Origin of the sequence: Pseudorhodoplanes sp. (assembly GCA_032027085.1) — a bacterium.
Lineage (GTDB): Bacteria > Pseudomonadota > Alphaproteobacteria > Rhizobiales > Xanthobacteraceae > Pseudorhodoplanes.
Genome location: JAVSMS010000001.1, coordinates 1,837,779 through 1,863,721 on the forward strand (window position 1 = coordinate 1,837,779; position 25,943 = coordinate 1,863,721).

Sequence of the window (25,943 nt, forward strand, 5' to 3'; positions counted from 1 at the left end):
CGACAAGCAAAGGGCATTTGAAATGAACGAGAGTCTCTCCCGACTCCCGAAAGTGCCTGCCGATCGGCTGACCAAGCCATTCATGCTTTTCCTTCGCATCGAGGCCATGGCCGGCGCCGTTCTGTTGCTGAGCACCCTCGTGGCGCTCACGCTCGCCAACTCGTCGTGGTCGTCTTCGTTTCTCGCCCTGTGGGATATCCACGCCGGGATCAATCTTGGCGGCCTGGAGATATCGCGATCGCTGAAGCATTGGATCAACGATGGGTTGATGACGCTCTTCTTTTTCGTCATTGCGCTCGAGCTGAAACGTGAACTGGTGCTGGGCGAACTGCGCGATCCCCGAGCGGCCTTATTGCCTGTCGCCGCAGCGATCGGCGGGATGGTCGTGCCAGTCAGCGTATTCCTACTGATCGTAGGCGGTGGCCCTGGAGCAAGCGGCTGGGGCACCGTGATGTCAACCGACACGGCCTTCGTGATCGGCTGCCTGGCGGTTCTCGGTTCGCGCATTCCGGAGAGTTTGCGGCTGTTCCTGCTCTCGCTCGCGATCTTCGATGATGTCGGTGCCATCCTGGTCGTGGCGGTCGGCTATGGCGGCGCCTTGAACTGGCTGGCTCTCGGCGCGGCGGGAGCAGGATTGGTCGCCGTGGCCGCGATCGCACGCTTGGGCGTGCGCAGCATCCCAGTCTATTTCGCTATGGGCGGCGTTATCTGGCTCGCGTTCGATGCTTCCGGCATCCACGCGACCCTGACGGGGGTCATCCTCGGATTGATGACGCCGGCGCGGAGCTGGGTGAGCGACAGGCGTCTCCATGCTATTCTTGATCGGGTCGTTGCCTATCCGCCTGGTGACCATTGGAGCAACGACACAGCCGCTCGCGATGATCTCAACAAGGCGGGCATCGCAACGCGCGAGGCGCTGTCCCCGATCGAGCGCCTTGAGATTGCGCTCCATCCTTGGGTCGCATTTGGCATCTTGCCTCTTTTTGCCTTGGCCAATGCGGGGGTCCCAATGATCGCCGCAAAATTCGACCCTACGCTTACGACTGCAATCTTCGCCGCTTTCGTTGCAGGCAAGCCGGTTGGCGTGATCCTCTTCAGCTTCCTTGCTGTGAAATCGCGCCTCGTCATTCGTCCGAGCGAGTTGTCGTGGGGTCTGCTGGCAGCAGGAGGATTGCTGACCGGCATCGGTTTTACGATGGCGCTATTCATTGCCGAACTGGCTTTCGATTCGGCCCTTCTGAACTCGGTCAAACTCGGCGTCATGGTCGCCTCGGTCATCTCGGCCGCAGCGGGATTCCTGGCGTTGATCTGGCTAACGTCCTCTCGCAGGCAATAAGGCGCGTCGAATTGCCTCAGCGTCGGACTTAGGGCGATTGTGACTCTTGCTGTGATCGGCGGAACGTCGCGTGATGCATCTATGAAACGACACGAACCTCGACCGACATGCCAAGGAAGGCGTCGCTCATCCCCACGAAGCTGCCGGCTACGGGGGTCACCTGCCGGATGTCTCGCCCCACTGCAACGGGAATGAGATTGACACCGCCGACGCTGCGGTTCGTCGGATCGAAGGTGATCCAGCCCGCGCCCGACAGATAGACTTCCGCCCAGGCATGGGTTGTGCCTGCCCCGTCGGATCCGACGATGTCCTGAGCCGGATTGTGGAGATAGCCCGACACGATCCTCGCTCCGAATCCGAGCGTCCGAACCGCCTCGATGAAGAGGACCGCGAGGTCGCGGCAGGAACCCCATCCGCGCTCCAGAGTCTGCACGGGTGACTGCGTGCCCTCCTCCTCGCGACCCTGGTAGGAGACCCATGCCAGGATGCCGGCATTGATATCCTTGAGAAGTGAAAGCGTGTCGGTCGGATTGCTGCGGACAAAGGCTTGAACCCATTCTCGCAATCGTCTCATCGGATCGGGATGCTGCGGAATTGCCAGAGCCCCAAGGTCCGTCCATTCATCGTCGCTGTATCGAAATGGATAGAAGATCGCAGACGCCGCGACATCGAAAACCGGCCATGCAACGGCATCGAGCTCCAATTCGGCAACGCTATCGATGATCAGCCTCTCGGCCATGCTCTGGAATGTGGCTGTCGCGACCATGTTGCCTGCAACGTCCTGCGCCCAGGTCACGAACGCATGTGGTTTCACACTCAGTTCCATTGACAGCAGACGGAGTTCGCCGCTCTCCCGCGGCCGAAGCATGAGGCGATGCGGGCGCAGGCTAACGAGCTTGCCATAGCGATAGGTTGTCCTGTGGCTGATTCTGAACTTGATCATAATTCTCTTTCAACCGGGGTACCGCTCCGTTTTCCTTTGCACGGGCAAGCCTGCAGTCGCCGCCCACAACCGCTCAATGAGCATGTCTGATCGTTCTATGGCCGCCGATGCTTTCGGAGCGGATCGCAACCATATCACGGCATATTGCCCTGCATGGCGATCATCCGGCCTGCGAGATTGACCCCAAGAACGGGCGGTTGGCTTCCCAATTTGACCCCTTCATTTGCCACGATCGCAGGTTGTTCGTCATTGATGAAGGAGATGGCCCGGGGATGAAGAGCTTGGACACGATTGGACTTATCCGTCGCTGCTTTTTGAACGGGAGAGTCGGCATCGTAGTTAGACCAGGGCGTCTACTTTGCCCTCTCGGGCCGCCACCTTGGATGGAACAAACCGTCGATTTTGGAACCGGTCTGGTGGGCGCAGGTCAGCATGTGAGACCGTGCTGATTTCTACCGGTCGCCAGCCCTATCATGCAGAACAAATCTTCGCTGACTCTGGTGGACCACCATGCGATGACTGCACTTCTGTGGATAGCAAAGCGACGCCGTCATCACCATATGTTCATTACGAGTGGCCCAGAACTCCCTCACATCAGCCACTAGTCGAGGAGGCCCCTATGCGAGGCCAACGCTTCGGAAGCAAGATCAAGCTCCCCTCAACCATAGCAATCAAACATCAACTTCTGACGATGATGTTCGAGGACGAGATCAGGGCGATTCCACCTGGTGGCGCTTTCAATGAAAACAAATCTCCAGCGCTCGCCATGTTGAAACGACTCAGAGGTTCGCCCCTCGCGCGCGCCCGCTAGCTGAGGGCAGTCATTCCCCTCGCCACCGGCTTTCGTTCTTGGAAACTGCGACGGCGATGCGTCGATGGCGGGAGCGTCAGCTTTCGGGCCGCGCGTTCTTGGAGTGAGCGCTGGCGAGAGTATACGTGGGTGCACTGGTCAATTTTGCACAGATCAAATTACTCGCGGCGCTAACTTAGGCCAGCGGGGCCGGCTCGACCGCTCCGAGGCTCGACGCGTCTGCTCAATGGAGGAAGCCGGTGAAAGTTGTGTGTGCCTTCATGGCAGCGGGTTTGATCATCGTTCCCACAGTGCAGGTCGCGGCCGCAGCAAGCGGTACTGGGGCAAGGCAACGTGTCCTGCAGGACATGGAGTTCCGATCGCAATAGTAGTGAAGCCTCTGCCCGCGTCGCTTGGATTCTCGGCTTCATTACGGCGTTCCACCAGTACGGGCCACGTCCCGAGCGCGACGTCTCCTCCGGTAGCAGTACCCAGCAAATCACTGAGTTGGTCGACCATCATTGTACCCAGCACCCTACCGACGATGTGTATCGCGCGGTGCTTGCGGTGATCGACGAGTACAAGCGTATCCGGAACTAGGCCGTGGACTCATTAACGCGCAGCGATAGCGGCATTGACGCCAGTTGAATAACGGCGAGGTAGTTCGCAGCGAGATAGTCGTAGCGCGTCGCGACTCGACGACGCTGCTTGATCTTGTTGAAGAACCGTTCAACCAGATTGCGCGCAGGGTAGAGAAGCAGACCGAAGCATAGCGCATCGGTGCGCTTCGTTTATTGGTGGGCTACTCGCCCACACGCCGGCTCGCCGCCAGCGAACGAAGCGATTGTAACAAGTGGTGCGCGGACCGAAGTTGACCGGCAGATCACGCCACGGTGCCCCAGATCGCAAGAGACCTAGAAGATGCCATTGAGGACGGGACGGTCGTTCTCCCGCGGCACTCCGCGCGGTTTATTGGCAGCAACGGCCTGATGCCAGTCCGTTCCTCGTCGGTGAGTGCGTAGCGCATGATTTGGCCCCTTCGGTTGGGGCTTGAATCACCGTTCGGCAGGCGGGCTCAACATCCGCGGCCAAGGAACGCTTTGGTCCCGATGCGCCCGAAGCGGACTGGTTATGCTCCCATTGAGTTTTGTCCGTGACCCAAGTGGCCTTGAAAGTCGCCTCCTGACATCCATATACCATCCAACCAGATGGTTATTGGATGGAAGCGCTATGCCCGACAATGTCCGCGAACTCCGGTCGAAGCCCCCCGAGACCGAAAAAATTACGATCAATCTGGGTTATGTCGACTTGGGTCACGTCGATCTTATGGTGCAGGAAGGGTTCTACTCGAACCGGACCGATTTCATTCGGACGGCGATCCGCAACCAGCTCGAACGTCACGCCGACGTCGTCAAGCAATCCTACGCCCGGAAAAGTCTGGACCTCGGCCTGCGGGATTACAGCCGCGAGCAACTCGAAGCGGCGCGGCGAGCCGGTGAGATGTTGCACATCAATGTTCTGGGGCTTGCAAGCATCGGCCACGATGTCACGCCCGAACTCGCTCGCGCGACCATTGCCTCGGTCTCGGTGCTGGGAGCATTGCACGCCAGTCCCCTGGTAAAGGCCGCTCTCGCCGACAGGATGAGGTGAAGACGATGCTCAACCAAGACGCAATTCGCGAAGCCACACGCCTCACGCGCGAGGGCCAACTCGCCGAGGCCACGGCGCTCCTTCAGCGCATGCTGCGCGGTGAGAGCACGCCACCGCGTACGAGCGGGCGCACCGCTCTTCTAGAACGCGAGCCGCCAACCATTGACGCGAAGGCCGATCCTTTCGATGGGCCGGATAGTCCGCACCTCGGGCGGGCCACACCCGCCCAGCCGTCCGTGCTTCGCCCGCTGCTCGACCGCGCGCAGATGCGCCCGGGATTCTCTTTGCGGGATGGGGTCAAGCGCGCCCCGCCGTCCATACGCGACATCGTGCCCGAGGGCGCAAGGTTCATCGAAGGGACCTATAGTAACGCGGCGGGAAGCCGTGCCTACAGGCTCTTCATCCCCAGCCATTATCAGAAGGGGCAACCACTTCCCTTGGTCGTCATGCTGCACGGCTGCACCCAGTCGCCGGACGATTTCGCGGCCGGCACAAGGATGAATTTCATCGCAGAAGAGCAGACATGCTTCGTGGTCTATCCTGCACAGCGCAGCGACGCCAACCACGCGAAATGCTGGAACTGGTTTCGTACGGCCGACCAGCAGCGGGACAGCGGCGAGCCTTCGCTGATCGCGGGTATCACGCGCCAGATCATGCGCGACTATTCGGTTGATCCAAAGCGAGTCTACGTTGGTGGACTGTCGGCCGGAGGCGCCGCTGCCGCCATCATGGGAGCAACGCACAACGATCTGTACGCGGCAATTGGTGTGCATTCCGGCCTCGCCTGCGGGGCCGCCATTGATCTCCCCTCCGCGTTTGTCGCCATGCGGCAAGGCGGCAGGTCCGATGACATGGTCATTCCCGGTGACCGGCTTCCTGTCCCGACTATTGTTTTTCACGGCGATCGCGACACGACGGTCCATCCCAACAATGTCGATCAAATTCGTAAGCTGGTCCTGAGAGCGACGGGCACGCAAAAGAAGGTGCATCGCGGGCAAGTACCGGGGGGGCACGCCTATACCCGCACGATCCATGCCGACGCGGCTGGGCGTGGCATCTTTGAGCACTGGAATATCCACGGAGCTGGACACGCATGGTCGGGAGGCAGCCCTGCAGGGTCCTACACCGATCCGCGTGGGCCAGACGCAACGAGGGAAATGATGCGCTTCTTCCTAGTGCATTCGCTATCACTGCAGCGGGGCTAGATTTCGTCCGATCGTGGCCTTGTCAGAAGTTTGGCGATGTCCGGTTTTGCGCCGCTGTTGGGGGACAAGGACATCAAACGAGCGTCATACGGCTCCGCCGTTATGAGTACACGACCTAGTGAATTGCGCAGCCGGAGCTTGCGGCACCGGAGCACGTCCGGTCGTTTGGCTCCATAGCGGCGCGACTTTCCGCCGGAACTCTCCTGAAGCGCTGTAGATTACGACATTGCGTTCCTTGTCCCGCAGCTACGCGCGCGGCTGCAACCTTTGCCAGGTGCTGCTTGACCATCGATCAGGTTATTGTCTTCGCGGTCATCGCTGGGCTGATGGTCCTCTTCATCTCGGAGAAAATCCGCTACGACTTGGCGGCACTGTTGGGCCTCCTCGCCGCCGTGGGCACCGGGATAGTGCCCGTCGACAAAGCCTTCGGAGGTTTCGGCGACCAAGTCGTCATCATCGTCGCTTCCGCGCTCATCATTAGCGCGGGCGTAAGCAAATCGGGCGTCATCGCGCGCCTGATCAGGAGGGGGGAGCCCTACATGAGGACGCCCGGCACCCAGGTCTTTGTTCTCGCAACCTCCGTCGCTCTGCTCTCATCATTCATGAAGAACATCGGTGCGCTCGCGATCTTTCTTCCCGTCGCTCTGCAAATCGCGCGTCGGAGCGGCACGTCTGCGTCGACACTGCTGATGCCGATGGCCTTCGCCTCGTTGATCGGCGGCGTCGTCACTCTCGTCGGAACCTCGCCCAATATACTGGTTTCTCGGATCCGCCAGGAGGTTCTTGGTAAGCCGTTCGAGATGTTCGACTTCGCCCCGGTCGGGCTCGGCATTCTTGTCGCAGGTCTCGGTTTTCTGGCCTTTGGCTGGCGCCTCCTGCCAGCAAGCCGGGGTGCACAGGCTTCAGCGCAGGACGCTTTCCAGGTTGACGCCTATATCATCGAAGCATCAGTCCCCGCATCTTCCCCGTTTGTCGACAAGACGGTGGAGTCGCTCGAAGCTCTTGGCGACGGTGAGGTGAGCGTTACGGCGATCATCCGGGAGGGCGGGCGTCGCTATATCCCTTCCGGCCACTGGTGGATTTTTGCGGATGACGTGCTCGTCTTGCAGGGCGATGCCCATGCGGTGCGGGAGCTCGCGCAGGAGGCGCGGCTCGATGTGGTCGGCACGGCAAAGACGCCCGACGAGACGCTCGCTCCCGCGCAGATCAGCGTCGTGGAGGCTGTTGTTATGGCCGACTCGCAGCTTGTTGGCCGCACGCCTTCAGACCTGCGGCTGCGCGACCGATTTGGGGTAAATCTGCTTGGTATTAGCCGCCCCGGGCAAGCAGGCAACGCCCGGTTGGACCGGACGCCTTTCAGGGTCGGCGACGTCGTCATCCTGCAGGGAAGCACCGTGGGCACACCGGACATCCTAAGGGATCTTGGCTGCCTTCCCTTGACAGACCGGGCAACGGGCTTTGGTTCCTCCCGTAGAGATTATCTGCCACTCGTGATCCTCGCGATCGCGATCGTCCTCATCGCGGCAAAGCTCGTTCCCGTTACGGCGGCCTTTTTCGGTGCAGCGGTTTTGATCGTGCTTTTACATGTACTCACGCTCGGCGAAGCATACCGCGCGCTCGACCCTCCGATCCTGGTCCTCCTAGCTTGCCTCATCCCGATTAGCGATGCCGTCAGCAGCACCGGCGCGGCAGGCATCGCGGCGGGCGCGCTCTCGGCCGTGGCGGGAGAACTCTCGGCGACCGGCACGGTGGCGCTTGTACTCGTCGCTACCATGGCGATGACGCCCTTCCTTAACAATGCTGCCACAGTCCTCATCATGGCGCCGATCGCGGTCGGCGTAGCCAGAAATCTTGACCTTAATCCTGATCCGTTCCTGATGGCGGTAGCCATTGGAGCGGCATGTGATTTCCTGACGCCGATTGGGCACCAGTGCAACACGCTCGTAATGGGGCCGGGCGGCTATCGGTTCGGTGACTATTGGAAGTTAGGCCTACCGCTCTCCGTTATCGTTATCGTGTTGGCCGTCCCACTGATCACGTTGGTCTGGCCATTGTGAACGGTTCTGATCGATAAGCGTGGTTCGCCGCAGCTTTTCTGAGAAACTGGCAAGCGGCGCTTCTGACAAGTCGCGATCGACCCCGTAGGCAGTCTGCCTGAACTCCGCCCCGTCGAGCAGGCCCTGGATGAAGCCGGATATTGTGTCTGCCGCATACGACCGCGATGTCTGGCGTGTGGATAACGGGCATCGTTTGCCGAGCGATGCATCACTAAGGGCCTGATACTCTTTGTGACTACTGGTTGGCCTACAGTGCAAGCACGGCCGACGGTCCGAGTGATTCGCCTATTTGGAAATATCAGAGCCGGCGTGATGCGTCGAAAGACGTCGCCCAGGTAGCATATCAGCCCACCCAGCTTAGCCGGCTGCCAAGCTGGCTGGGCTGTCTTCCTTTTCCGCGATGACCCGGGGCTCCTATTCTTCGTGATGATCAACCCAATCGTGCAACAAGCTGTTGCACGATTGCAGCTACAAGGAGCGTCCGTGTCGAGTCCCGCCTACCTGACGATTGATGAAGTTATAGAGCGATACCGTGGCCAAATCAGCGAAGGCACGTTCCGCAACTGGCGATCTCTGCGAGTCGGACCGTCATTCATCAAGATCGGCAGAGTGCCTCTTTATCCGATCGAGGAGCTCGATCGCTGGGATCAATCGAACCTGGTCGTTTGCCGACGATCACAAACCTTTCGAACGAACCAGTCAGCCATTACAGAGCTCGAAGCATCCAGCTTTTGAGCATTTCGCTCGAATGGTGTAGAGTTGTTGGTGACCCAACGTGTTCACCGCATCCTCAGAATGACTAGACGTTGTCGAGGATGAAGAACACGTTGGATCACAGACTACCGGCCCCAAACCCATACCCCAGCGATTTCTCGACTTAGCAAGAATTCCTTTTGGTTCAATGCGATATCTTCCGAGGGAATACTGCTGCACAACCATCCTTCCGGCGACCCGACGCCCTCGCGCGCCGATATCCAGATGACGCAATCCATCATCGATATCGCGCGCCCGCTCGGCATCGAGGTGCACGATCATATCATTGTCGGCAAGGAGGGGCATACGAGCTTCAAAGGGATGAAGCTGATCTGACAATTGACCCTATCAGCGACCAGACAGCACTCTACCAATGACATCCGTTGCCGCGCTGCAAATGCTGCTGCGTCGCTTGGGGTACTTTCCAGGCTGGTCGCCACCCCTATAGTGTGAGCAGCGGCGCACCGGATTGAGCAATCCGAAGGGAGGGATCGTGCAGATCGGCCTTCACGGCAAACGGGTTCTGGTGACTGGTGGAAATTCGGGTCCTGGCGCCGCGACGTCGCCGGTTACATGACCGGTACTACCGTATTTGTCCACGGCGGCATGACCGACTATGCCAATTTCATGAGCGGTGGCTAGAGCGAAAGCGAGGGAGGAGCGATGTCGGAGCCGCTGGAGCAATATGGGTTGATCGGCAACATGATTTCCGCGGCCCTGGTCGGGGCCGACGGCTCCATCGACTGGCTGTGCCTGCCCCGGTTCGATTCCCCGGCGTGTTTTGCAGCGCTGCTGGGAACGCCCGACAACGGACGCTGGCTCATCGCACCACAGGATGCGTCCTATCGGGCAACCCAATGCTATCTGCCAGGGACGGCGGTGCTGGAGACGCATTTCGAAGGTCCGGACGGGGCCGTCACCCTGACCGATTTCATGCCGCTGACACATGACGAACAACGCGTCGATCTGGTGCGCATGGTGCGCTGCGCCCGCGGCGAAGTCGTCATGCAGATGGATCTGACGTTGCGATTCAACTACGGGCAGATCATTCCCTGGGTCAGACGGCGCGACTACGGACTGAGCGCGGTTGCAGGACCCGATGCGGTCGAGCTGCACACCCCGGTGCCGCTGGTCGGCCGCAACATGAAAACCATGGCGGAATTCACCCTGCGCGAGGGCGACACCGTCCCTTTTACTCTCTCCTATCATCCATCGCACAAGGACCCGCATTTTGTGCCGGATCGAAGCGAAAGCTTGGCGCGCACGGTGGCCTGGTGGCGGGAATGGAGCGGCCGCTCCACATTTCCGGATGAAGAGCCGCGCTGGCATGACGCGGTCACACGCTCGCTGATCACGCTCAAGCTGCTAACCTTTGAGCCGACCGGCGGCATCGTTGCCGCCCCGACCACATCGCTGCCGGAAGCAATCGGCGGTTCGCGCAACTGGGACTACCGCTATTGCTGGCTGCGCGATTCGGCATTGACGCTCTACGCATTGGTCAATTCCGGCTACCGTTCGGAAGCGGAGTCGTGGCGGCAATGGGTTTTGCGCGCGACGGCCGGCCACCCCAAGCAGTTGCGCATCATGTACGGCATTTCCGGAGAGCATTGGCTGCCGGAGAACGAGATCCCCTGGTTGCCCGGCTACGAAAACAGCCGGCCGATACGCGTCGGCAATGCCGCCTCCGATCAAATTCAGCTCGATATTTATGGTGAAGTCGCCGAGACGCTGTATGCGGCACGCCAGGCCGGCCTCGGTCCAATCGATACCGGACAATTCGAATTGGTGACGCTGCAGCACCTGGAAGGAATCTGGCAGACGCCCGATCACGGCATCTGGGAAATGCGCGGTCCGAAGCGTGATTTCACCCATTCGCGCGTGATGTGCTGGACCGCATTCGATCGCGCAAGCCAAATCGCGGAACAGTTCGGATTGTCGGGACCAATCGATCATTGGCGCGCGCTGCGTGATAGGATCCACGCAGAGGTGTGCGAAAAAGGCTTCAACGCGTCCCGCAACAGTTTCACGCAATATTACGGAAGCACAGCCGTCGATGCGAGCCTGCTCCTGCTACCGCAAGTCGGATTCTTGAAGCCGGATGATCCGCGCATCATCGGCACGATCAGGGCAGTAGAACAGGACCTGCTGCATAACGGGCTTGTGCTGCGCTATGCGACCGACGAGGTTGATGACGGCGTTGACGGAAGCGAAGGACCCTTTCTCGCCTGCAGCTTCTGGCTCGCCGATGCCTACGTCCTGAGTGGCCGTTATGAAGCTGCAGTCGAACTTTTTGAACGGCTGCTCTCGCTGCGAAACGAGCTCGGGCTGCTGGCGGAAGAGTACGATACCGTTCGCAAACGCATGACCGGCAATTTTCCGCAGGCCTTTTCCCATGTCGGCCTGATCAACACGGCACACAATCTGGTCAGACGGCGAGGCCCGGCGCGCCAGCGCGCGGAGCGCATGCCGGAGGCAGCTGTTCAGACGGCTACGTAATCATTTCGCGCCAAGAGACGTTATTTCCGACTCATGGTCAGGCCGCCGGCCGATTCCGGCACCCGCTGCCATTTGTTCGGTTCGAATTCCTCAAAGCGCAGGCTTTGGCCATTGGCCGAGGACAGAACGAGCTCGCCGCGGTCCATGCGCCACACATTCGGGTTGAGACGCGCGATCGCGTCGTCGCAGCCTGCGTGAACCCGTAGCGTAAAACTCATTTCGCCGCCGGCGCCGCTATTGGTCAGCGACAGCGTGCAAATCGTTTTTCCGGCGCGCGCGACCGTCCAGTCGCCGAACATGTCTTCGGCGGTGCGCGCCGTCGGGGGCGTGGCCGATGCATGGCTCTGCAGAAAATAGAGACCTTCGTTCGCACGTTCAGCCTCGTACATTCCGCTTTCCACTTCGGTGAATTCAAATACTGTGCGGCCGCGCGCATCGAGCAGCCGCAGATCGTCCTTCACCAGTGCCCACGCCTCGACATCTTTGGTCGACGGGAAAACCGTGGCGCAGGATTTGTCGAATTCGACTTTGAAGCCGCCTTTCACCGGGTCGGTCTTGAAGGTGAGGTTGCAGGCCTTTTCACGATCGGCGGTGGAGATTTCCCAACCCCCGACGATCGCCTTGACGGCGTCGCTCGGCGTCTGCGCTGCGGCTTGCAGTGGCAACAGCACCATCAGACCAATCGGTAAAATTCTACGCATTCCGACACCCCTCGCGGGGCGGGAACGCTAGCATATCCTGCGAAGCCGTCACCCGCGCTTTTGCGGCGGATAGGGCGTTTCCGGCACCGGCGTTAACGGCGGCTTGCCGGAGAACCAGGCGAGCAGATTGTCCACCACGAGCTGATCCATCGCTCGGCGCGTATAGTCTGACGCCGAACCGAGATGCGGAAACAGAACCACATTGTCCATCGCGATCAGCTCCGCCGGAACATGCGGCTCGTTGACGAACACGTCGAGCCCTGCCGACATGATTGTCTTTGACTTCAGCGCCTCGATTAGCGCCGGCTCATCCACCACCGAACCGCGCGCCATGTTGATCAGGATACCGTCGGGGCCGAGCGCTTCCAACACCTGCTTGTTGATGAGATTCTTTGTGGCGGGGCCGCCTGGCACGATCACCATCATCGTGTTGACTTCGCGCGCCATCACGACGAGATCGGAATAATATTTGTAGCTCACGTCCTTCTGCGGATTACGCGAATGATAGACCACCGGCACGCCGAAAGCGTCGAGGCGCCGCGCAATTGCCCTGCCGATACGGCCCATGCCGACCATGCCGACGGTGCGGTCGCGCAGAGTGGCCTTGCTCAGCGGATAGCCTTTTTCCGCCCATTTGCCGGCGCGCACATAGCGGTCCGCCTGCGGGAACTCGCGCACGGTGCAAAGCAGAAGGCCCAGCGCCGTATCGGCGACTTCCTCGTTCAGGACGTCCGGTGTGTTGGTGACGATGATGCCGTGCTCGCCCGCCCATCTGGCGTCGACATGATCGTAGCCGACGCCGAAGCTCGACACGATCTCCAGCTTGGGAAAACGCGACATGAAAGCGCCGTCGACCCTGTTGGCGGTATAGGCGATGGCCAGACCGCGCACCTTCGGCGCGATCTCGGACAGATAGGTTTCACGGTCTTTCTGCTCGAACAGCTTGTGCAGATTCGTGTGCGGCGACAGTCCGTTGACGATCACCGGCTTGGACGCGCCGATCAACACGATGTCGGCCTTGTCTGCAGCCATTCGTAGTCCTCCCTCAAAGTTCGCGAAACCTGACGCAACTGTCGGTCTTTACCCAAAACCGATTAGCATATGTACGCCTTGTGGTAAGCCCCCGTCCCGACTAGACACAAGCCGCATCGGCTCTCTCAATCATCCGATCGAAACCATGAATATCGCCGCCGTCCAGACAATCCGGAAAATCGTGCTTTTCGCCGCGATCGCGCTCGGGGTCTTGGTTTTTGCCGTGACAAATTCGCGCCACGCCAGCGACGGCACCATTCATGAAATGATTGAATGGATCGGCATTGTGCTGATCGTCGCCTGCATTCTCGGCCGCACCTGGGCCTCTCTCTATATCGGCGGCCGCAAGATCGACGCGCTCGTCATGGACGGGCCATATTCCACTATGCGAAATCCGCTTTATTTCTTTTCGTTTCTCGGCGCCGTCGGCGCCGGCGCGCAGACCGGAAGCGTCGTCATCGCACTGATCTGCGGATTGATTGCCTTTGCCGTGTTCTACATCGTAGTGTTACAGGAAGAAAAACTGCTGCTTGAACGCTATGGCGCGCCTTACCGCGACTACATGGCGCGCGTCCCGCGGTTTCTGCCCAATCCGGCGCTCTGGAAAGACGAGCCGATGCTGACCATCCGGCCGCCACGCGTGCTCATGACATTTGCCGACGCCCTGGTGTTCCTGCTGGCGGTGCCCGCCGCCGAAGGATTTGAATATCTGCAGGAGACCGGCGTTTTCCCCGTTCTCTTCCTGCTACCGTAACCTAACCGCCTCTCACGACGCGCTCGCGGTAGAGCAAATACAATCCCGAGGCCACGACGATAGCGGCGCCCGCCAGCGTCCAGCTGTTCGGGATGTCGCCGAAAATCAGGAAGCCGAGCAGCGTCGCCCAGGCGAGTTGGGTGTAGATGAAGGGTGCAAGGATCGACGCCGGCGCCAGCCGATGACCGACGATCAGAAGATAGTGGCCGAAACTTGCGAAGGCGCCAAAACCTGCCATCAGGAAAATCAGCCACCAGCTATCGGGCGTGGTCCACACAAACGGCAACACCGGCATCATGGCGAACACACCGACCAGATTGGAATAGAACAGCGTCGTTTCCGATGAATCGGTGCGCGAGAGCACGCGCGTGGTGATGATGTAGACCGCATAGCAGAGCGCGCTGGCGACGGAGTAAAGCGCCGCCCAATGGATGCCACCGTAACCCGGGCGCGTCACCAACAGCACACCGGCAAAGCCGACCAGAATCGCCAGCCAGCGCCGCCAGCCGATCCATTCGCCCAGAAACGGGCCGGCCAGGATTGCCACCAGGAACGGCGTTGAAAACATGATCGACAACGCCTGATCGAGCTGCAGATAGCGGAAGGCCAGAAAATTGAACAGGGTCGATCCCAGCAACAGCGCCGAGCGCACGATCTGCAGCACCGGACGCGAGGTCCGCAGCAGGCCGGGATGCGAAACGGGGTTCGAAATGATCAGTGCCAGCACGAAGGCGCTTGCATAGCGCGCCCATACGACCTGCAGGGTATCCATGTGGCCGTTCAGATACTTCGCGGTGGCGTCGAGCACCGCAAAACTCGCAACCGCGCCGCACATCAAGGCAATGCCTGTCATCCGATGCCGGCGCCGTTTATGGGCTTCGGTTTCGGCATGCTGCTGCGGGTCGGATGTCATCTGGCGGCAAACTAGCGAAGGACGACGCGGGATGCGAGCTTCGGGCCGGAAGAGCAGCCCTGTCGATGGAACCATTGAAGGAGCCTGCCGATTGCGCTAGCGTTTGCGTGCGGGGCCTGTGACGGTCGCCCCGCTTCCCAAGGCACGCCACGCCCAAGAACCGTCTCCTTCGCGCATCAAGCGCAGATGGAGGAGACTATGCGTGCTGCACGTTTCTTCATTTCCCCGCAGGAACTTTGGATTCTTCTTGGCGGCCCCGAGGCGCCGCGCATCATTGATACGCGCAGGCACGAGGTCTTGAGCGCGTCGCCGGGCGTTTTGCCAACTTCGTCCTGGCGCGATCCGAGCGATGTCGCATCATGGATGCCGACGCTCGACCGTGATCTGCCTGTCGTTCTCGTTTGCAAGGAAGGTCACGCACGCAGCCAGACCGCGGCCGCTTTTCTGCGCGAACAGGGGTTCGAAGCTTCCGTCCTGTCCGGCGGCTACGAGGCATGGATCGAGGCCGGATTGCCACTGGTGTCCAAAGCCGCACTTGAGCGTTTTGTATTGAAGCGGCCCAGCCTGTGGGTGACGCGCCGGCGCCCGAAAATTGACCGCGTAGCCTGCCCCTGGCTGATTCGTCGCTTTATCGATCGCGATGCGCGGTTTCTTTTCGTCGAACCGCCGGACGTCCGGGCCGTCGCGCAAGAGACGGGCGCGGTGCCGTTCGACATCGAGGGTGTCGAACTCTCGCATGAGGGCGAGCGCTGTTCATTCGACACCCTGCTCAAAGCATTCGGCCTCGAAGACCTACCTGCGCTGGCGCGGCTGGCTTTAATCGTGCGCGGCGCCGATACCGCGCGGCCTGATCTCGCGCCGGAAGCCTCGGGATTGCTCGCGGTGTCGCTTGGCTTGTCCGCCCTGGCCGACGATAACGATCACGGGCTGCTGGAACGCGGCTTCGTCGTCTATGACGCGCTCTATGCCTGGCTGCGCTTTGCAGCGGAAGAGCGTCACAACTGGCCGGCAAAGGCAGCATGATCGAAAAGCCGACCTTCGCAGAGGCTTTCCGGACCTGGTTCAAGATCGGCTGTCTCGGCTTCGGCGGGCCGGCCGGCCAGATCGCGCTGATGCATCGCATTGTCGTCGACGAGAAGAAATGGGTCGACGAGCCGCGTTTCCTGCATGCGCTGAATTTCTGCATGCTGTTGCCGGGGCCGGAGGCGACCCAGCTTGCCACCTATATCGGCTGGCTCCTGCATGGCGTGCGCGGCGGGCTGGCCGCCGGTGTCCTGTTTGTCCTGCCCGGCGCCTTCGTCATGCTCGGTCTGAGCCTGCTCTATTCGCTTGGCCGCGGCGTTCCGCTCATCGACGGCGCCTTGTTCGGCATCAAGGCCGCGGTGCTGGTGATCGTGGTGGAAGCATTGATCCGCATCGGCCGGCGCGCTTTAAAGACGCCGCTGCTGGTTGGGCTCGCGGCGGCGGCCTTTATCGGCATCTTTTTCTTCGATCTGCCGTTTCCGCTGATCGTGATTGGGGCGGCGCTGATCGGCTATGTTGTGGCGCAGGCGGCGCAGGCGTGGCTCGCACTCGCCATGCATCACGGCGCGAACGATGCCGCCGTGGCAGGCCGCTGGCGGCACGCAGGGGCCTCGCTGTTTATTGGACTGGTCGTTTGGTGGGCGCCGGTGGCGCTCGCGATCCTGGTTCTGGGCTGGCAGCACGTCCTCGTCGGCATTGGCACTTTCTTTTCGAAGCTCGCCATTGTCAGCTTCGGCGGCGCCTATGCTCTGATGGCGTACATGGCGCAGCAGGTCGTGGAGACGAATGGCTGGCTGACCGCCGCCGAAATGGTGGATGGCCTCGGGCTTGCGGAAACAACGCCAGGCCCGCTGATCCTGGTCACGCAGTTTGTCGGCTTCCTTGCGGCCTTCCGCGAAGCGGCGCCGTTTACGCCAATCCTCGCGGGTATGCTCGGCGCGGCGATGACGCTATGGGTGATCTTCGTGCCGTCGATGCTGCTGATCTTTGCCGGCGCACCTTTCATCGAGCAGTTGCGCGCCAATCGCCAATTGACGGGTGCGCTCGCCGCGATCACCGCGGCGGTGGTCGGAGTGATCCTCAATCTCTCAGTCTGGTTCGCGCTGCACGTGCTGTTCGGTGAGGTGCAGGAAACACGATTCGGGATTCTGCGATGGTACGCCTTCGATCCGGCCAGTATCGATGCTATGGCGGCGGCACTTGCCGCCATCGCCGCCATGCTCGCATTCCGTTTCCATGTCGGACTGGTGGCGCTGGTCGGCATCATGGCGGCGCTGGGAATCGCCGTCAGACTGATCCCAGGCGCATGACCTTTATGCGTCCTGCTCGGCGGCGCTCTCATGCCAGCGCCGCAGCAGCAGATGCGAGAGCCACGACAGCAGCGCGAAGATGACAATGCCGGTGACGGACAGCAGCAGCAAAGCCGCGAACATGCGCGGGATGTTCAGGCGATAGCCCGATTCAGCGATGCGATAGGCGAGCCCGGAGCCGGCGCCGGCCGAGCCGGCGGCGATCTCGGCAACCACCGCGCCGATCAGCGACAGCCCGCCGGCGATCTTGAGACCGCCCAGGATGTAGGGCAGGGCCGCCGGAAGCTTCAACTCCCATAACACCTGCCAGCGCGACGCCCCGTAAAGCCGAAACAGTTCAGCCAGATTGCGGTCGACCGAATTCAGGCCCAGCGTCGTATTCGCCAGCACCGGAAAGAAGGCGACGATCCACGCGCAGGCCAGCACTGCGGCATGCTGCGGCAGATAGATCAGCAAGAGCGGCGCAATCGCGACCACCGGCGTGACCTGAAGGATCACCGCATAGGGGTAAAGCGAATATTCGACCAGCCGCGACTGGTTGAACAGGATCGCGAGACCGACCCCGCCGAACAGCGCCAGCGCCAGTCCCTGGAAAGTCGTGTTCAATGTCGAGAGCAGCGACGCGAACAGTATGCTCCAGTCGTCGATCAGAGTCTTGAAAACCAGCGCCGGGCCCGGAAGCACATAAGGTGGCAAACCCTTGAGCCGCACGACCAGGTCCCAGACGACAAAACCCAATGCCAGCGCAAGCACGGGAAGCGCGGCGCGCAGCAGCCGCTCGCGGCGGGTGCGTTCGCGGCTTTCCTCCTCCCGCTGGCGCCGAGACTTTCTCATGCCGCCTTGTCTCCGGCCATAGCCTGCGCCAGCGCGTCCGACACGCGCCGGCATAAGGCTGCATATTCCGCCGATGTGCGGAACGATTCAGCGCGCGGATAGGGCGCATCGATGTCGATCTCGGCAAAGACCCTGCCCGGGCGGGGCGTCATGACCAGAACGCGGTTCGACAGGAACACCGATTCGAAGACCGAATGGGTGACGAACACCACTGTCTGGTCCGACGCGTGCCACAGCGCCAGCAGATCGTTGTTGAGCTTGAACCGCGTGATCTCGTCCAGCGCGGCGAAGGGCTCATCCATCAGCAGCAATTGCGGCTGCGTCACCAGAGCGCGCGCGATCGAGACGCGCATCTTCATGCCGCCCGACAGTTCGCGGGGATAGGCCTTGGCGAAATCCGACAGGCCGACACGCTGCAAGGCCTGCGCGATCTGCGGCCGCGCCTGTACGACGCCGACACCCGTCAGCTTCAGCGGCAGATAGACATTCGCTGCGACGGTGGCCCAGGGCATCAGGGTCGACTCCTGGAATACGAAACCGATCGCGCCCGGCGCGCCCTGCCGCTCATCATGCCAGACGACATCGCCTGCCGACGGCTCGCTCAGGCCGGCCAGGATGCGCAAGGCGGTGGACTTGCCGCAGCCGGACGGACCGAGCAGCGACACGAATTCCCGGCGCCGGACATTGAAACTGGTGCCGCGCAAGGCGGTGACGCGATTGGCGAAGATCTTGTCGACGCCTTGCAACGACACAATCGACTCACTCCTGGCCTGCGATTGGATCACCAGCAATCTCTCATGACCGTTGATCGGGCGGAGGTAGTCATCTCGATCTTAACCCCCTTGTGGGGAGGGTTGAGGAAAGCAACAGCGTTGCTTTGACACGAGGCCCCCAACCCCTTCCCCGCAGTCGACGTCGTGTGTTTCCGACTTCGGCCAGTGAATTGGTGGCAGAACCCGGGCAAGCCCAAATTCTGTTGGGGATGGAGGGCACGCGGAGTTCGCTGCAAGGCATTGCATCAAGCCAACCGAAAGCACGCTATTTCGGTCGCAGGTTGACTCCCACGCCCTTGTTCACAAATTGCAGCGTGTAGGATTTTTTATAATCGATATTCGCCTTCACGACGCCGGCACGCACCATCTTGTCATAGAAAGCCTTGATGCGCGCGTCGGTCATGGCGCCGATGCCGAGCTTCTCCGTGTCGCCGGAATCGACAATGCCGTATTCCTTCATTTTCGCGATCGAATAGGCGATGCGCGCGTCATCCATCTCCGGGTTGTCGCGCTTGATCAGCGCATTCGCCGCCCTGTTGTCGCCGTAGAGATAAATGGTCCAGCCGATGATCGAAGCATCGACGAAGCGCTGCACAATGTCGGGCTTCTTTTCCACGAGATCACGGCGCGTTTCGATCAGCGTCGAATAGGCGTTGAAGCCCTGATCCGCGACCAGAAAAATTTTCGGCTTGAACTTGCCGACTGTCTCGATGGCATAAGGTTCGGACGTCACATAGCCCTGCATGGCGCTGCGCTTGTCGGCAAGAAAAGGCTGCGGATTGAAAGTGTAAGGCTTCACCTGCTTGTCGGTGAATCCGAATTCCCGCTTCATCCATTGGTAGTAGCTGGCGATGCCTTCCTTGGAGATGAACAGCGTCAGCTTTTTCAGATCATCGAATGTCTCAATGCCCTGACCCGGATGCGCCAGCAGCACCTGCGGGTCCTTCTGGAACATGGCCGCGACAATGAGCGTCGGAATCTTCTGCTCGACCGCGTCGAAAGACTGCAGCGTGTTCGCGCTCATGAAGAAATCGATCTTGCCGACCGGCAGCAGAATGCGATTGTTCACATTCGGACCGCCCGGCACGATGGTGACGTCGAGGCCGTATTTCCTGTAGGTGCCGTCGGCGACCGCCTGGTAGAAACCGCCGTGTTCGGCCTGCGCCACCCAATTGGTGCCGAACGACACCTTGTCGAGCGATTGCGCGGCTGTGCCCGACAGCACCCAAGCGGTCAGGATGGCGCCGGCGAGGCGGCAAATCTTAAAAGGCATGTCGCGGTCCCTGCTCTCTTCCGGCGATTCGCAGGATAAGCAAGTCGGGCGCCGATGCCCAGCGCCCTCACGCCTTGGTCAGATGCCGGCGGACATTCTCCGCGGTGATCCGATTGGTGCGGTCGTCGGATTCGACCGTGACGCCCGCCACATGCGGGCTGAGCAGCAGGTTGGGAGCGTCCTTGAAGGGCGCCGCGGTCTCGGCCGACAGCGGCTCATTGACAAAGACATCGAGCATGGCGCCGCCGAGCTGACCGGATTTCAGCGCCTCCACGACGGCGGCTTCGTCGACGATGCCACCGCGCGCGGGATTGACCAGCAGCGCCCCGCGCTTCATGCGGCCGATCGCCTTGGCGTCGATCAGGTTCTTTGTCTGCGGCGTCACCGGCAGGTGCAGCGAGATCACGTCCGACGTTGCGATCAGCGGGTCGAGGTCGGCCTTGGTGACGACACCGATGCGATGCGTCCAGGCGGCATCGCTCGCCGGCACGTTCGGATCGTAGGCGACGACATTCATGTCGAAGGCGAGCGCGCGAAACGCGGTCTTGCGCGCGTTGTTGCCGTAGCCGATCAGGCCGAGCTGCTTGCCGGAGAGATCGCGCCCCATCAGCTCGTTGCGCATCCATTTGCCGGCCAGCACACCTTCCGTCGCGGCATAGACGCCCTTGCGCATCATCACCAGGATCGCGCCCATGACATATTCGGCGACCGTAACCTCATTCGCGCCGATCGCCGGATAGACCGTGATCCCGCGCGCCTTGCAGGCGCTGAGATCGATATTGTCGAGGCCGACGCCGAGGCGCCCGACGCATTCGAGCCTCGGCGCGGCTTCCAAAATGGCCTTGGTGACCTTGGTGCGATTGCGAACGATCAGCGCACGCGCATCGCTCAGCAGCGGTGGAATCTTCTCCGGATTGTCGACCAGCGTCTTGTCGTAGTGGACGTCAAAACCGGCGAGAAGCTCGTCGATCGCTTCTTTTTGCATGAATTCGGTGATGACGATGTCGCTCATGAGTCCTCAATGCGGCGCAGCGCGCCGCTGGTTCATCGCAAAAGATGATTGCCCGAAGACGACGCCGTCCACAATACAACGGTTGAAAAAATCCGGGCGTAAATCTCGATGTCGCACCGTCAATCCGTGAAGGCGAGCGGACGCGCCACGCTCTCCAGCGGCTTGCGCTCCGCATTGACCGAATAGCGAAGCGCGACAATGGCCGCGGCAATCATCAGCAAGGCGGCGAAGGCATAGCCGGCGAAAACGCTGGCGCGGGAGCCGGTTTCGATCAGCAAGCCGAAGACAGACGGTCCGATAACACCGCCGATGCCGGTGCCGACGGCATAGAAGACGGCGATGGCGAAGGCGCGGGTTTCCAGCGGAAAGGTTTCGCTGACGGTCAGGTAAGCGGAGCTCGCGGCGGCCGACGCAAAGAAGAAAACGATCATCCAGGCAATGGTCTGAGTCAATGCCGTCAACCATCCGAGCATGAACAGATAGCCGCTCACCGCCAGAAGAAGGCCCGACACGATGTAGGTAAATGCGATCATGCGCCGGCGTCCGATGGTGTCGAACAGACGGCCGAGAAAGACCGGCCCGAGAAAATTTCCGGTAGCAAAGGGGAGGATGTACCAGCCGACATGACTGGCGGCGATCCCGTAGAAATCCGTGAGCATCAGCGCATAGGTGAAAAAGATCGCGTTGTAGAAAAACGCCTGCGCCGCCATCAAGGCGAGACCGACATAGGCGCGGCTGCGATGCGTGTTGAACAGCGTCTCGAACACTTCGGACAGCGGCGTGAAGAAGCGCGTGCGCAAGCGGACTGTCGGTTGCGCCGCCGGCGAGGGCTGCACACCGGACCGTTTTTCGATTCCGGCGACGATGGCTTCCGCTTCATCCACGCGGCCATGCGTCATCAGCCAGCGCGGGCTTTCCGGTATCCACATCCGCATCAGGAAGACAACGAGGCCAAGCGCCGCGCCGATCAGGAAGGCGAGACGCCAACCGATTTCCGGATCGATCACCGCCGCATCGAGCAGCACGATCGCGGCCACGGCGCCGATCGCCGCACCCACCCAGAAACTGCCGTTGATGACAAGATCGGTCCAGCCGCGCACCCGCGCCGGCACGAGCTCCTGGATCGTGGAATTGATGGCGGCGTATTCGCCGCCGATGCCGGCACCGGTGAGAAACCTAAACAGAGCAAAGCTCCAGATATTCCAGGACAGCGCGGTCGCGGCCGTGGCGGTCAGATACACGGACAGGGTGATGAAGAAGAGCTTCTTTCGTCCTAGCCGGTCGGTCAGCCACCCGAAGAACAGGGCGCCGAGAACTGCGCCGGCCAGATAAACGCTTCCTGCGATACCGATATCGATATTGCTGAATTGCAGAACCGGGCTTTCCTTAAGCGCGCCGGACAGCGCGCCTGCCAGCGTCACCTCCAGTCCGTCGAGAATCCACGTGACGCCCAGCGCAACGACGACAAGCGTGTGAAAACGGCTCCAGGGAAGGCGGTCAAGGCGCGCCGGAATGTCGGTTTCGACGATGGTATCGCGCTGACCTGAATGTGATGCCATCGCAATCAATGCCGACTGGGCATTTCGGTTCCCATACGATAAGGCGCGCCTATGCCGCCTTGACCAATTTGAACATATTGGCCGGGTATTGCATGAGCTCTCCCTCGAGTCCCGACATGAATTCGCGTCGCACCTCCGGACTTGCCGCTATGCCAAAGGGCATCCTGGCCGTGCTCGCGGCCGGCGGAATCGTGCTGTCGCTGCTCATGGCGCGGGTCGATACCCAGCAATATCGCGCAATCGAAAGACTGCGAATTGGCGAAGCGGTCGATGCCCATTTCACGGAAGTGACCGACTATCTGACCACGCGCGAAAATCTGGCCGCTACCATTGCGAGGCTGTTCAGGCCGCCTCCCTTATCGGCGCCGCGGCCGCTGGCGCAGTTGGGCACGAAAATTCTGGCGCTGGCCCCCGATATATCTTCCATGGGGTGGCTTCCGCAGGTTGGCCCGAAACAGGTCGAAGATGCGGTGCGTTCGATGCGCGCATCCGGGCTGGAGAGCGCCGCAATCCGCGGCGCTGACGGCAAGCCCGTTGACGTGCAGAATATCGAACGGCAACTCTATCCGATCATTGATGTTGTTCCTGACAGCGCACGCTCGGTCATCGGGCTTGATGTTGCGACATTGCCCGAACGGCTGGCCGCCATCCGGCAGGCACAGCAGACACGCGCGGTCGCCCGCACCGCGCCTACCCCTCTAAGACAGGATGAAGGCTCGCGCGCATTTGTTCTTTATGCGCCGGTCTTCGGCGATGATGACGGTTTTCTTGGCGTCATCGGCTTTGGCTACAAGATCGAGGAACTGATTGGCGGAGCGCTGAGCACAAAGCGCGGCAACCTGCAGTTCAGCGTGCGTGTGGTATCGATGAACGATAACCAGACATTGTTCGAAAGCCCAAAGAACGGACTTGTCGACGCGAATGCGCAAGACATCACGTCCATGCAGCGCACAAGCACTTTCGGCGGGCGTGACCTGACGTTTGTCTATTCTGTTCAGCGCAACCTCACACGTGAGAGTCTGCTGCGCGGAATGTGGGTGGCGGTCGCGGGATTCTGCCTCACCGGTGCCGCCATTCTATTCCTGGGATTCATGGCGAATCGGGCGGCGGCGCTGGCGCAGGAAGTGGCATCGCGGCGCGATGCGGAAGACCGCCTGAAGATCGTCATCCACGAACTCAATCATCGTGTCCGCAACGTGATGACGGTCGCGCAGGCGGTTGTACGGCTGAGCTTCACCTCCGGCTACAATCTTGCGGATGTGCAGAAAACCTGCGAGGGCCGTCTACAGGCGCTGTCGAATGCGATGACGCTGCTCACCGCCAGCGACTGGCGCAGCGTCGGCCTGCGGCAACTTATCACCGACGACATCATTCCTTTCGCGGAACGCATCACCGTCAGCGGTCCGGATATCTCGTTGCGCCCGCGTGCGGCGCAGACTTTCGCCCTGCTATTCTATGAACTCGCAACAAATGCCGCCAAGCACGGTGCGCTGTCGATGCCGCTTGGACAGGTGCATTTGACATGGACGATCGACCATACCGCCGAAGAACCGCTGTTCAAAATGACCTGGCGCGAAACCGGCGGCCCGCCCGTCAATGCGCCAAGCCGGCGCGGTTTCGGCGAGCTGCTGGTGCGGCGCATCGCCCCGCGCGACGTGGCCGGTCGCAGCACGGTCAATTACAACAGCGAAGGGTTTCAGTACGAGCTGGAAGCGCCCTTGAAGGAACTGATCGATCCGAAGGGGGACAAACCCGCATGATGCGCGTGACGTGAAAAGTGGTGCCGCAAGAGGGATTCGAACCCCCGACCCCCTCATTACGAATGAGGTGCTCTACCAACTGAGCTATTGCGGCCAACGCCAGATGCGGAGAAGTGGCCTCTGATACCGGGCAAGCCCGGCCTTGGCAAGCGAGGCTCGGAAAACCGCCTCACCACGTGAAAAACCGCCGCCAGCCGGACGTCACCGGTTCCGGAACCGGTTCCCGTTCCAGATCTGGGTCGGGGCCAGGATCGTCAGGCGCGGGCACCGTGGGAAGCACGATGTCGTCATTGCGGGGCCGAGCGGCGGCTCGCGCCGGACGATTGTCGGCCGATGAAACAGGGGCGGAAGGCGCCGCTGCAGCTTCCGGAGCCGGCTCCGCGGCAAGCGGCGGAGCGACAGGCTTTTCCTCGACAAGGATCGGCGCCTCTTTTGGCAGATCAAGCGCAAGATCGAGGGCGGGGCTTTCCTGTGCAATCTCCGCCAGTGGCACCTTCCATTCGAAGGCGTCGATGCGCCCGCTGACCGGTGACACTGGCATCCAGCGCTCCGACACGATGCCGTCCGCCGTCCAGCGCGGATCGCGGGCGGCGCGCAAGGCGCGCGCGGTCCATTCGCGAGCGCGGCCTTCGTCGCCGAATTCAGCATGCTCCAGATTGGCCATGAGCACGGCGATGCGTTGCGTCGGCTGATCGAGATAGGGAAACAACGCTTCGCGCGCCTGTATGAATTCGCGCGCATCGATGGCCGCACGCGCCAGCGCGATGGCACCTTCCGTGTTAAGCGGCGCTTTCTCATTCAGCCGCTTCGCGCGCGCGAGGCGCTCGCGCGCCGAATCGCCGAGCCGCACATGAATATAGGCATCCGCGAGATCGGGGTGCGGCTGCGTCCGCCAGGCATTCTCCAGCATGCGCGACGCCTTGCGGATGTCGCCCGCCTCGGACAGAAACCGCACCGCCAGCGCCACCGCCGGCACCAGATCGGGCGCGAGCTTGACCGCTTCCAGCACGGCGGATTTTGCCGCGTCGCGATCGGTTTCCTCAGAGGCCATCGCCTGCGCGGTCAACAGCACCGCCCGCTGGCGCCGGTAGGTGTCCTTGTCGATGGCGCCGCTTGTCCTGTTGCGCTCGACAATATCCAGCGCGCCGGCCCAGTCGCCTCGTGCCGAGCGGATTTGCAGCACCGCCTGCCCCGCCCAGGGCAATGACGGATCGAGCCGCGCGGCTTCCTCCGCATAAAGATGCGCGCCGGCGATGTCATCGCGGCGCTGCGCCTCGACATAGAGGCCGCGCAACCCGAGCAGGCGTGTCTCGTCCCGCTCCGTCATCTCGCGAAAGCTGCGCTCGGCCGCCGCGCGGTCGCCGGACAATTGCGCCGCCTGCGCGCCGAGCAGCAAGGTCAGCGGCTCCTGCGATGCGAGCCGCTTTGCTTCATCCGCATATTTCCGCGCCAGACCGGCATCGCCTGCGCCGACCGCCAGCAATCCCCGGGTGATGGCAAGATGCCCCTGCCCGCTGCGCCGCCTGCGCCAGAATTCGGAAATCTGGCGCGGCGAGCGCACGATGCCGCGCAGGATCGACCACAGCAGGATGGACACGGCCAGCAAGGCGACAAAGGCCACGACCGTCACCGTGACCGAGGTCTCGATGCGCAGGCCTTGCCAGGTGACTGCAACCTCACCCGGTCGATCGGCAAACCAGGCGACGCCGAGCGCGAGGAGCCCGACCAGAACAAGATAAAGTGCGACGCGGATCATCGGCGCTGCGGCC

Annotated in this window: 20 protein-coding genes, 1 tRNA gene and 2 pseudogenes; 11 read left to right on the top strand and 12 right to left on the bottom strand. The window is 61.4% G+C overall.

What is annotated here, in order from left to right:
• Window positions 1-22: 22 nt before the first annotated feature.
• Window positions 23-1,336 (top strand): Na+/H+ antiporter NhaA, encoded by a 1,314-nt coding sequence (nhaA, locus tag RO009_08980; protein ID MDT3685162.1) that lies wholly within the window; start codon window positions 23-25, stop codon window positions 1,334-1,336.
• A gap of 79 nt (window positions 1,337-1,415) precedes the next feature.
• Here the strand turns inward: nhaA and RO009_08985 are convergent, their stop codons facing one another.
• Window positions 1,416-2,279, bottom strand: coding sequence for a transglutaminase family protein (locus tag RO009_08985; protein ID MDT3685163.1), 864 nt, complete (start codon window positions 2,277-2,279; stop codon window positions 1,416-1,418).
• Window positions 2,280-3,665: 1,386 nt separating this feature from the next.
• Window positions 3,666-4,096: pseudogene (locus RO009_08990) on the bottom strand (transposase).
• A gap of 203 nt (window positions 4,097-4,299) precedes the next feature.
• On the opposite strand from RO009_08990, the gene RO009_08995 reads away from it, so the two are divergent.
• The 6 genes and pseudogenes from RO009_08995 to RO009_09020 all read left to right on the top strand — a co-directional run bounded on the left by RO009_08995 (window position 4,300) and on the right by RO009_09020 (window position 11,230).
• A complete protein-coding gene (locus RO009_08995; protein ID MDT3685164.1) occupies window positions 4,300-4,719 on the top strand; it encodes a CopG family transcriptional regulator in 420 nt (139 codons plus the stop codon).
• A gap of 5 nt (window positions 4,720-4,724) precedes the next feature.
• Complete coding sequence (locus RO009_09000) at window positions 4,725-5,924, top strand: PHB depolymerase family esterase (GenBank protein ID MDT3685165.1); 1,200 nt, start codon at window positions 4,725-4,727, stop codon at window positions 5,922-5,924.
• Between the two features lie 326 nt (window positions 5,925-6,250).
• The gene (locus RO009_09005; GenBank protein ID MDT3685166.1) at window positions 6,251-7,981 is read left to right on the top strand and encodes an SLC13 family permease; all 1,731 of its coding nucleotides are present in this window, start codon (window positions 6,251-6,253) and stop codon (window positions 7,979-7,981) included.
• Between the two features lie 483 nt (window positions 7,982-8,464).
• Window positions 8,465-8,716: a DNA-binding protein gene (locus RO009_09010; GenBank protein MDT3685167.1), complete on the top strand. Its 252-nt coding sequence runs from the start codon at window positions 8,465-8,467 to the stop codon at window positions 8,714-8,716.
• Window positions 8,717-8,902: 186 nt separating this feature from the next.
• Window positions 8,903-9,070, top strand: a pseudogene (locus RO009_09015) (JAB domain-containing protein).
• Between the two features lie 327 nt (window positions 9,071-9,397).
• Complete coding sequence (locus tag RO009_09020; protein ID MDT3685168.1) at window positions 9,398-11,230, top strand: glycoside hydrolase family 15 protein; 1,833 nt, start codon at window positions 9,398-9,400, stop codon at window positions 11,228-11,230.
• 20 nt (window positions 11,231-11,250) lie between these two features.
• Here RO009_09020 and RO009_09025 read toward each other — a convergent pair whose 3' ends face one another.
• Both RO009_09025 and RO009_09030 read right to left on the bottom strand, forming a co-directional pair.
• Window positions 11,251-11,931 (bottom strand): AprI/Inh family metalloprotease inhibitor, encoded by a 681-nt coding sequence (locus RO009_09025; GenBank protein MDT3685169.1) that lies wholly within the window; start codon window positions 11,929-11,931, stop codon window positions 11,251-11,253.
• Between the two features lie 48 nt (window positions 11,932-11,979).
• Window positions 11,980-12,963, bottom strand: coding sequence for a 2-hydroxyacid dehydrogenase (locus tag RO009_09030; protein ID MDT3685170.1), 984 nt, complete (start codon window positions 12,961-12,963; stop codon window positions 11,980-11,982).
• A gap of 145 nt (window positions 12,964-13,108) precedes the next feature.
• Between RO009_09030 and RO009_09035 the strand changes: the two genes are divergently transcribed.
• Window positions 13,109-13,717, top strand: coding sequence for an isoprenylcysteine carboxylmethyltransferase family protein (locus RO009_09035; GenBank protein ID MDT3685171.1), 609 nt, complete (start codon window positions 13,109-13,111; stop codon window positions 13,715-13,717).
• A gap of 1 nt (window position 13,718) precedes the next feature.
• Here the strand turns inward: RO009_09035 and RO009_09040 are convergent, their stop codons facing one another.
• Complete coding sequence (locus tag RO009_09040) at window positions 13,719-14,570, bottom strand: DMT family transporter (protein ID MDT3685172.1); 852 nt, start codon at window positions 14,568-14,570, stop codon at window positions 13,719-13,721.
• Window positions 14,571-14,828: 258 nt separating this feature from the next.
• On the opposite strand from RO009_09040, the gene RO009_09045 reads away from it, so the two are divergent.
• Together RO009_09045 and chrA are read left to right on the top strand one after the other, a co-directional pair.
• The gene (locus RO009_09045; protein ID MDT3685173.1) at window positions 14,829-15,653 is read left to right on the top strand and encodes a chromate resistance protein; all 825 of its coding nucleotides are present in this window, start codon (window positions 14,829-14,831) and stop codon (window positions 15,651-15,653) included.
• The gene (gene chrA / locus RO009_09050) at window positions 15,650-16,963 is read left to right on the top strand and encodes a chromate efflux transporter (protein MDT3685174.1); all 1,314 of its coding nucleotides are present in this window, start codon (window positions 15,650-15,652) and stop codon (window positions 16,961-16,963) included. The genes RO009_09045 and chrA overlap by 4 nt, the downstream gene beginning before the upstream one ends.
• Before the next feature lie 3 nt (window positions 16,964-16,966).
• Here chrA and RO009_09055 read toward each other — a convergent pair whose 3' ends face one another.
• The 5 genes from RO009_09055 to RO009_09075 all read right to left on the bottom strand — a co-directional run bounded on the left by RO009_09055 (window position 16,967) and on the right by RO009_09075 (window position 22,414).
• Window positions 16,967-17,797 carry an ABC transporter permease gene (locus RO009_09055; protein ID MDT3685175.1) on the bottom strand — a complete coding sequence of 277 codons (831 nt, stop codon included), beginning with the start codon at window positions 17,795-17,797 and terminating at the stop codon, window positions 16,967-16,969.
• Window positions 17,794-18,552 carry an ABC transporter ATP-binding protein gene (locus RO009_09060; protein ID MDT3685176.1) on the bottom strand — a complete coding sequence of 253 codons (759 nt, stop codon included), beginning with the start codon at window positions 18,550-18,552 and terminating at the stop codon, window positions 17,794-17,796. The genes RO009_09055 and RO009_09060 overlap by 4 nt, the downstream gene beginning before the upstream one ends.
• A 283-nt stretch (window positions 18,553-18,835) precedes the next feature.
• Window positions 18,836-19,843, bottom strand: coding sequence for an ABC transporter substrate-binding protein (locus RO009_09065; protein MDT3685177.1), 1,008 nt, complete (start codon window positions 19,841-19,843; stop codon window positions 18,836-18,838).
• A gap of 67 nt (window positions 19,844-19,910) precedes the next feature.
• Complete coding sequence (locus tag RO009_09070; protein MDT3685178.1) at window positions 19,911-20,855, bottom strand: hydroxyacid dehydrogenase; 945 nt, start codon at window positions 20,853-20,855, stop codon at window positions 19,911-19,913.
• Window positions 20,856-20,974: 119 nt separating this feature from the next.
• Window positions 20,975-22,414, bottom strand: a complete 1,440-nt coding sequence (locus tag RO009_09075; GenBank protein MDT3685179.1) for an MFS transporter — start codon at window positions 22,412-22,414, stop codon at window positions 20,975-20,977.
• A gap of 116 nt (window positions 22,415-22,530) precedes the next feature.
• On the opposite strand from RO009_09075, the gene RO009_09080 reads away from it, so the two are divergent.
• A complete protein-coding gene (locus tag RO009_09080; protein MDT3685180.1) occupies window positions 22,531-24,174 on the top strand; it encodes a CHASE domain-containing protein in 1,644 nt (547 codons plus the stop codon).
• A gap of 18 nt (window positions 24,175-24,192) precedes the next feature.
• Here RO009_09080 and RO009_09085 read toward each other — a convergent pair.
• Window positions 24,193-24,268: transfer RNA gene (locus tag RO009_09085), tRNA-Thr, on the bottom strand.
• 75 nt (window positions 24,269-24,343) lie between these two features.
• Entirely contained in the window at window positions 24,344-25,930 is a 1,587-nt protein-coding gene (locus RO009_09090; GenBank protein ID MDT3685181.1) for a heme biosynthesis HemY N-terminal domain-containing protein, read from the bottom strand.
• Window positions 25,931-25,943: the final 13 nt, after the last annotated feature.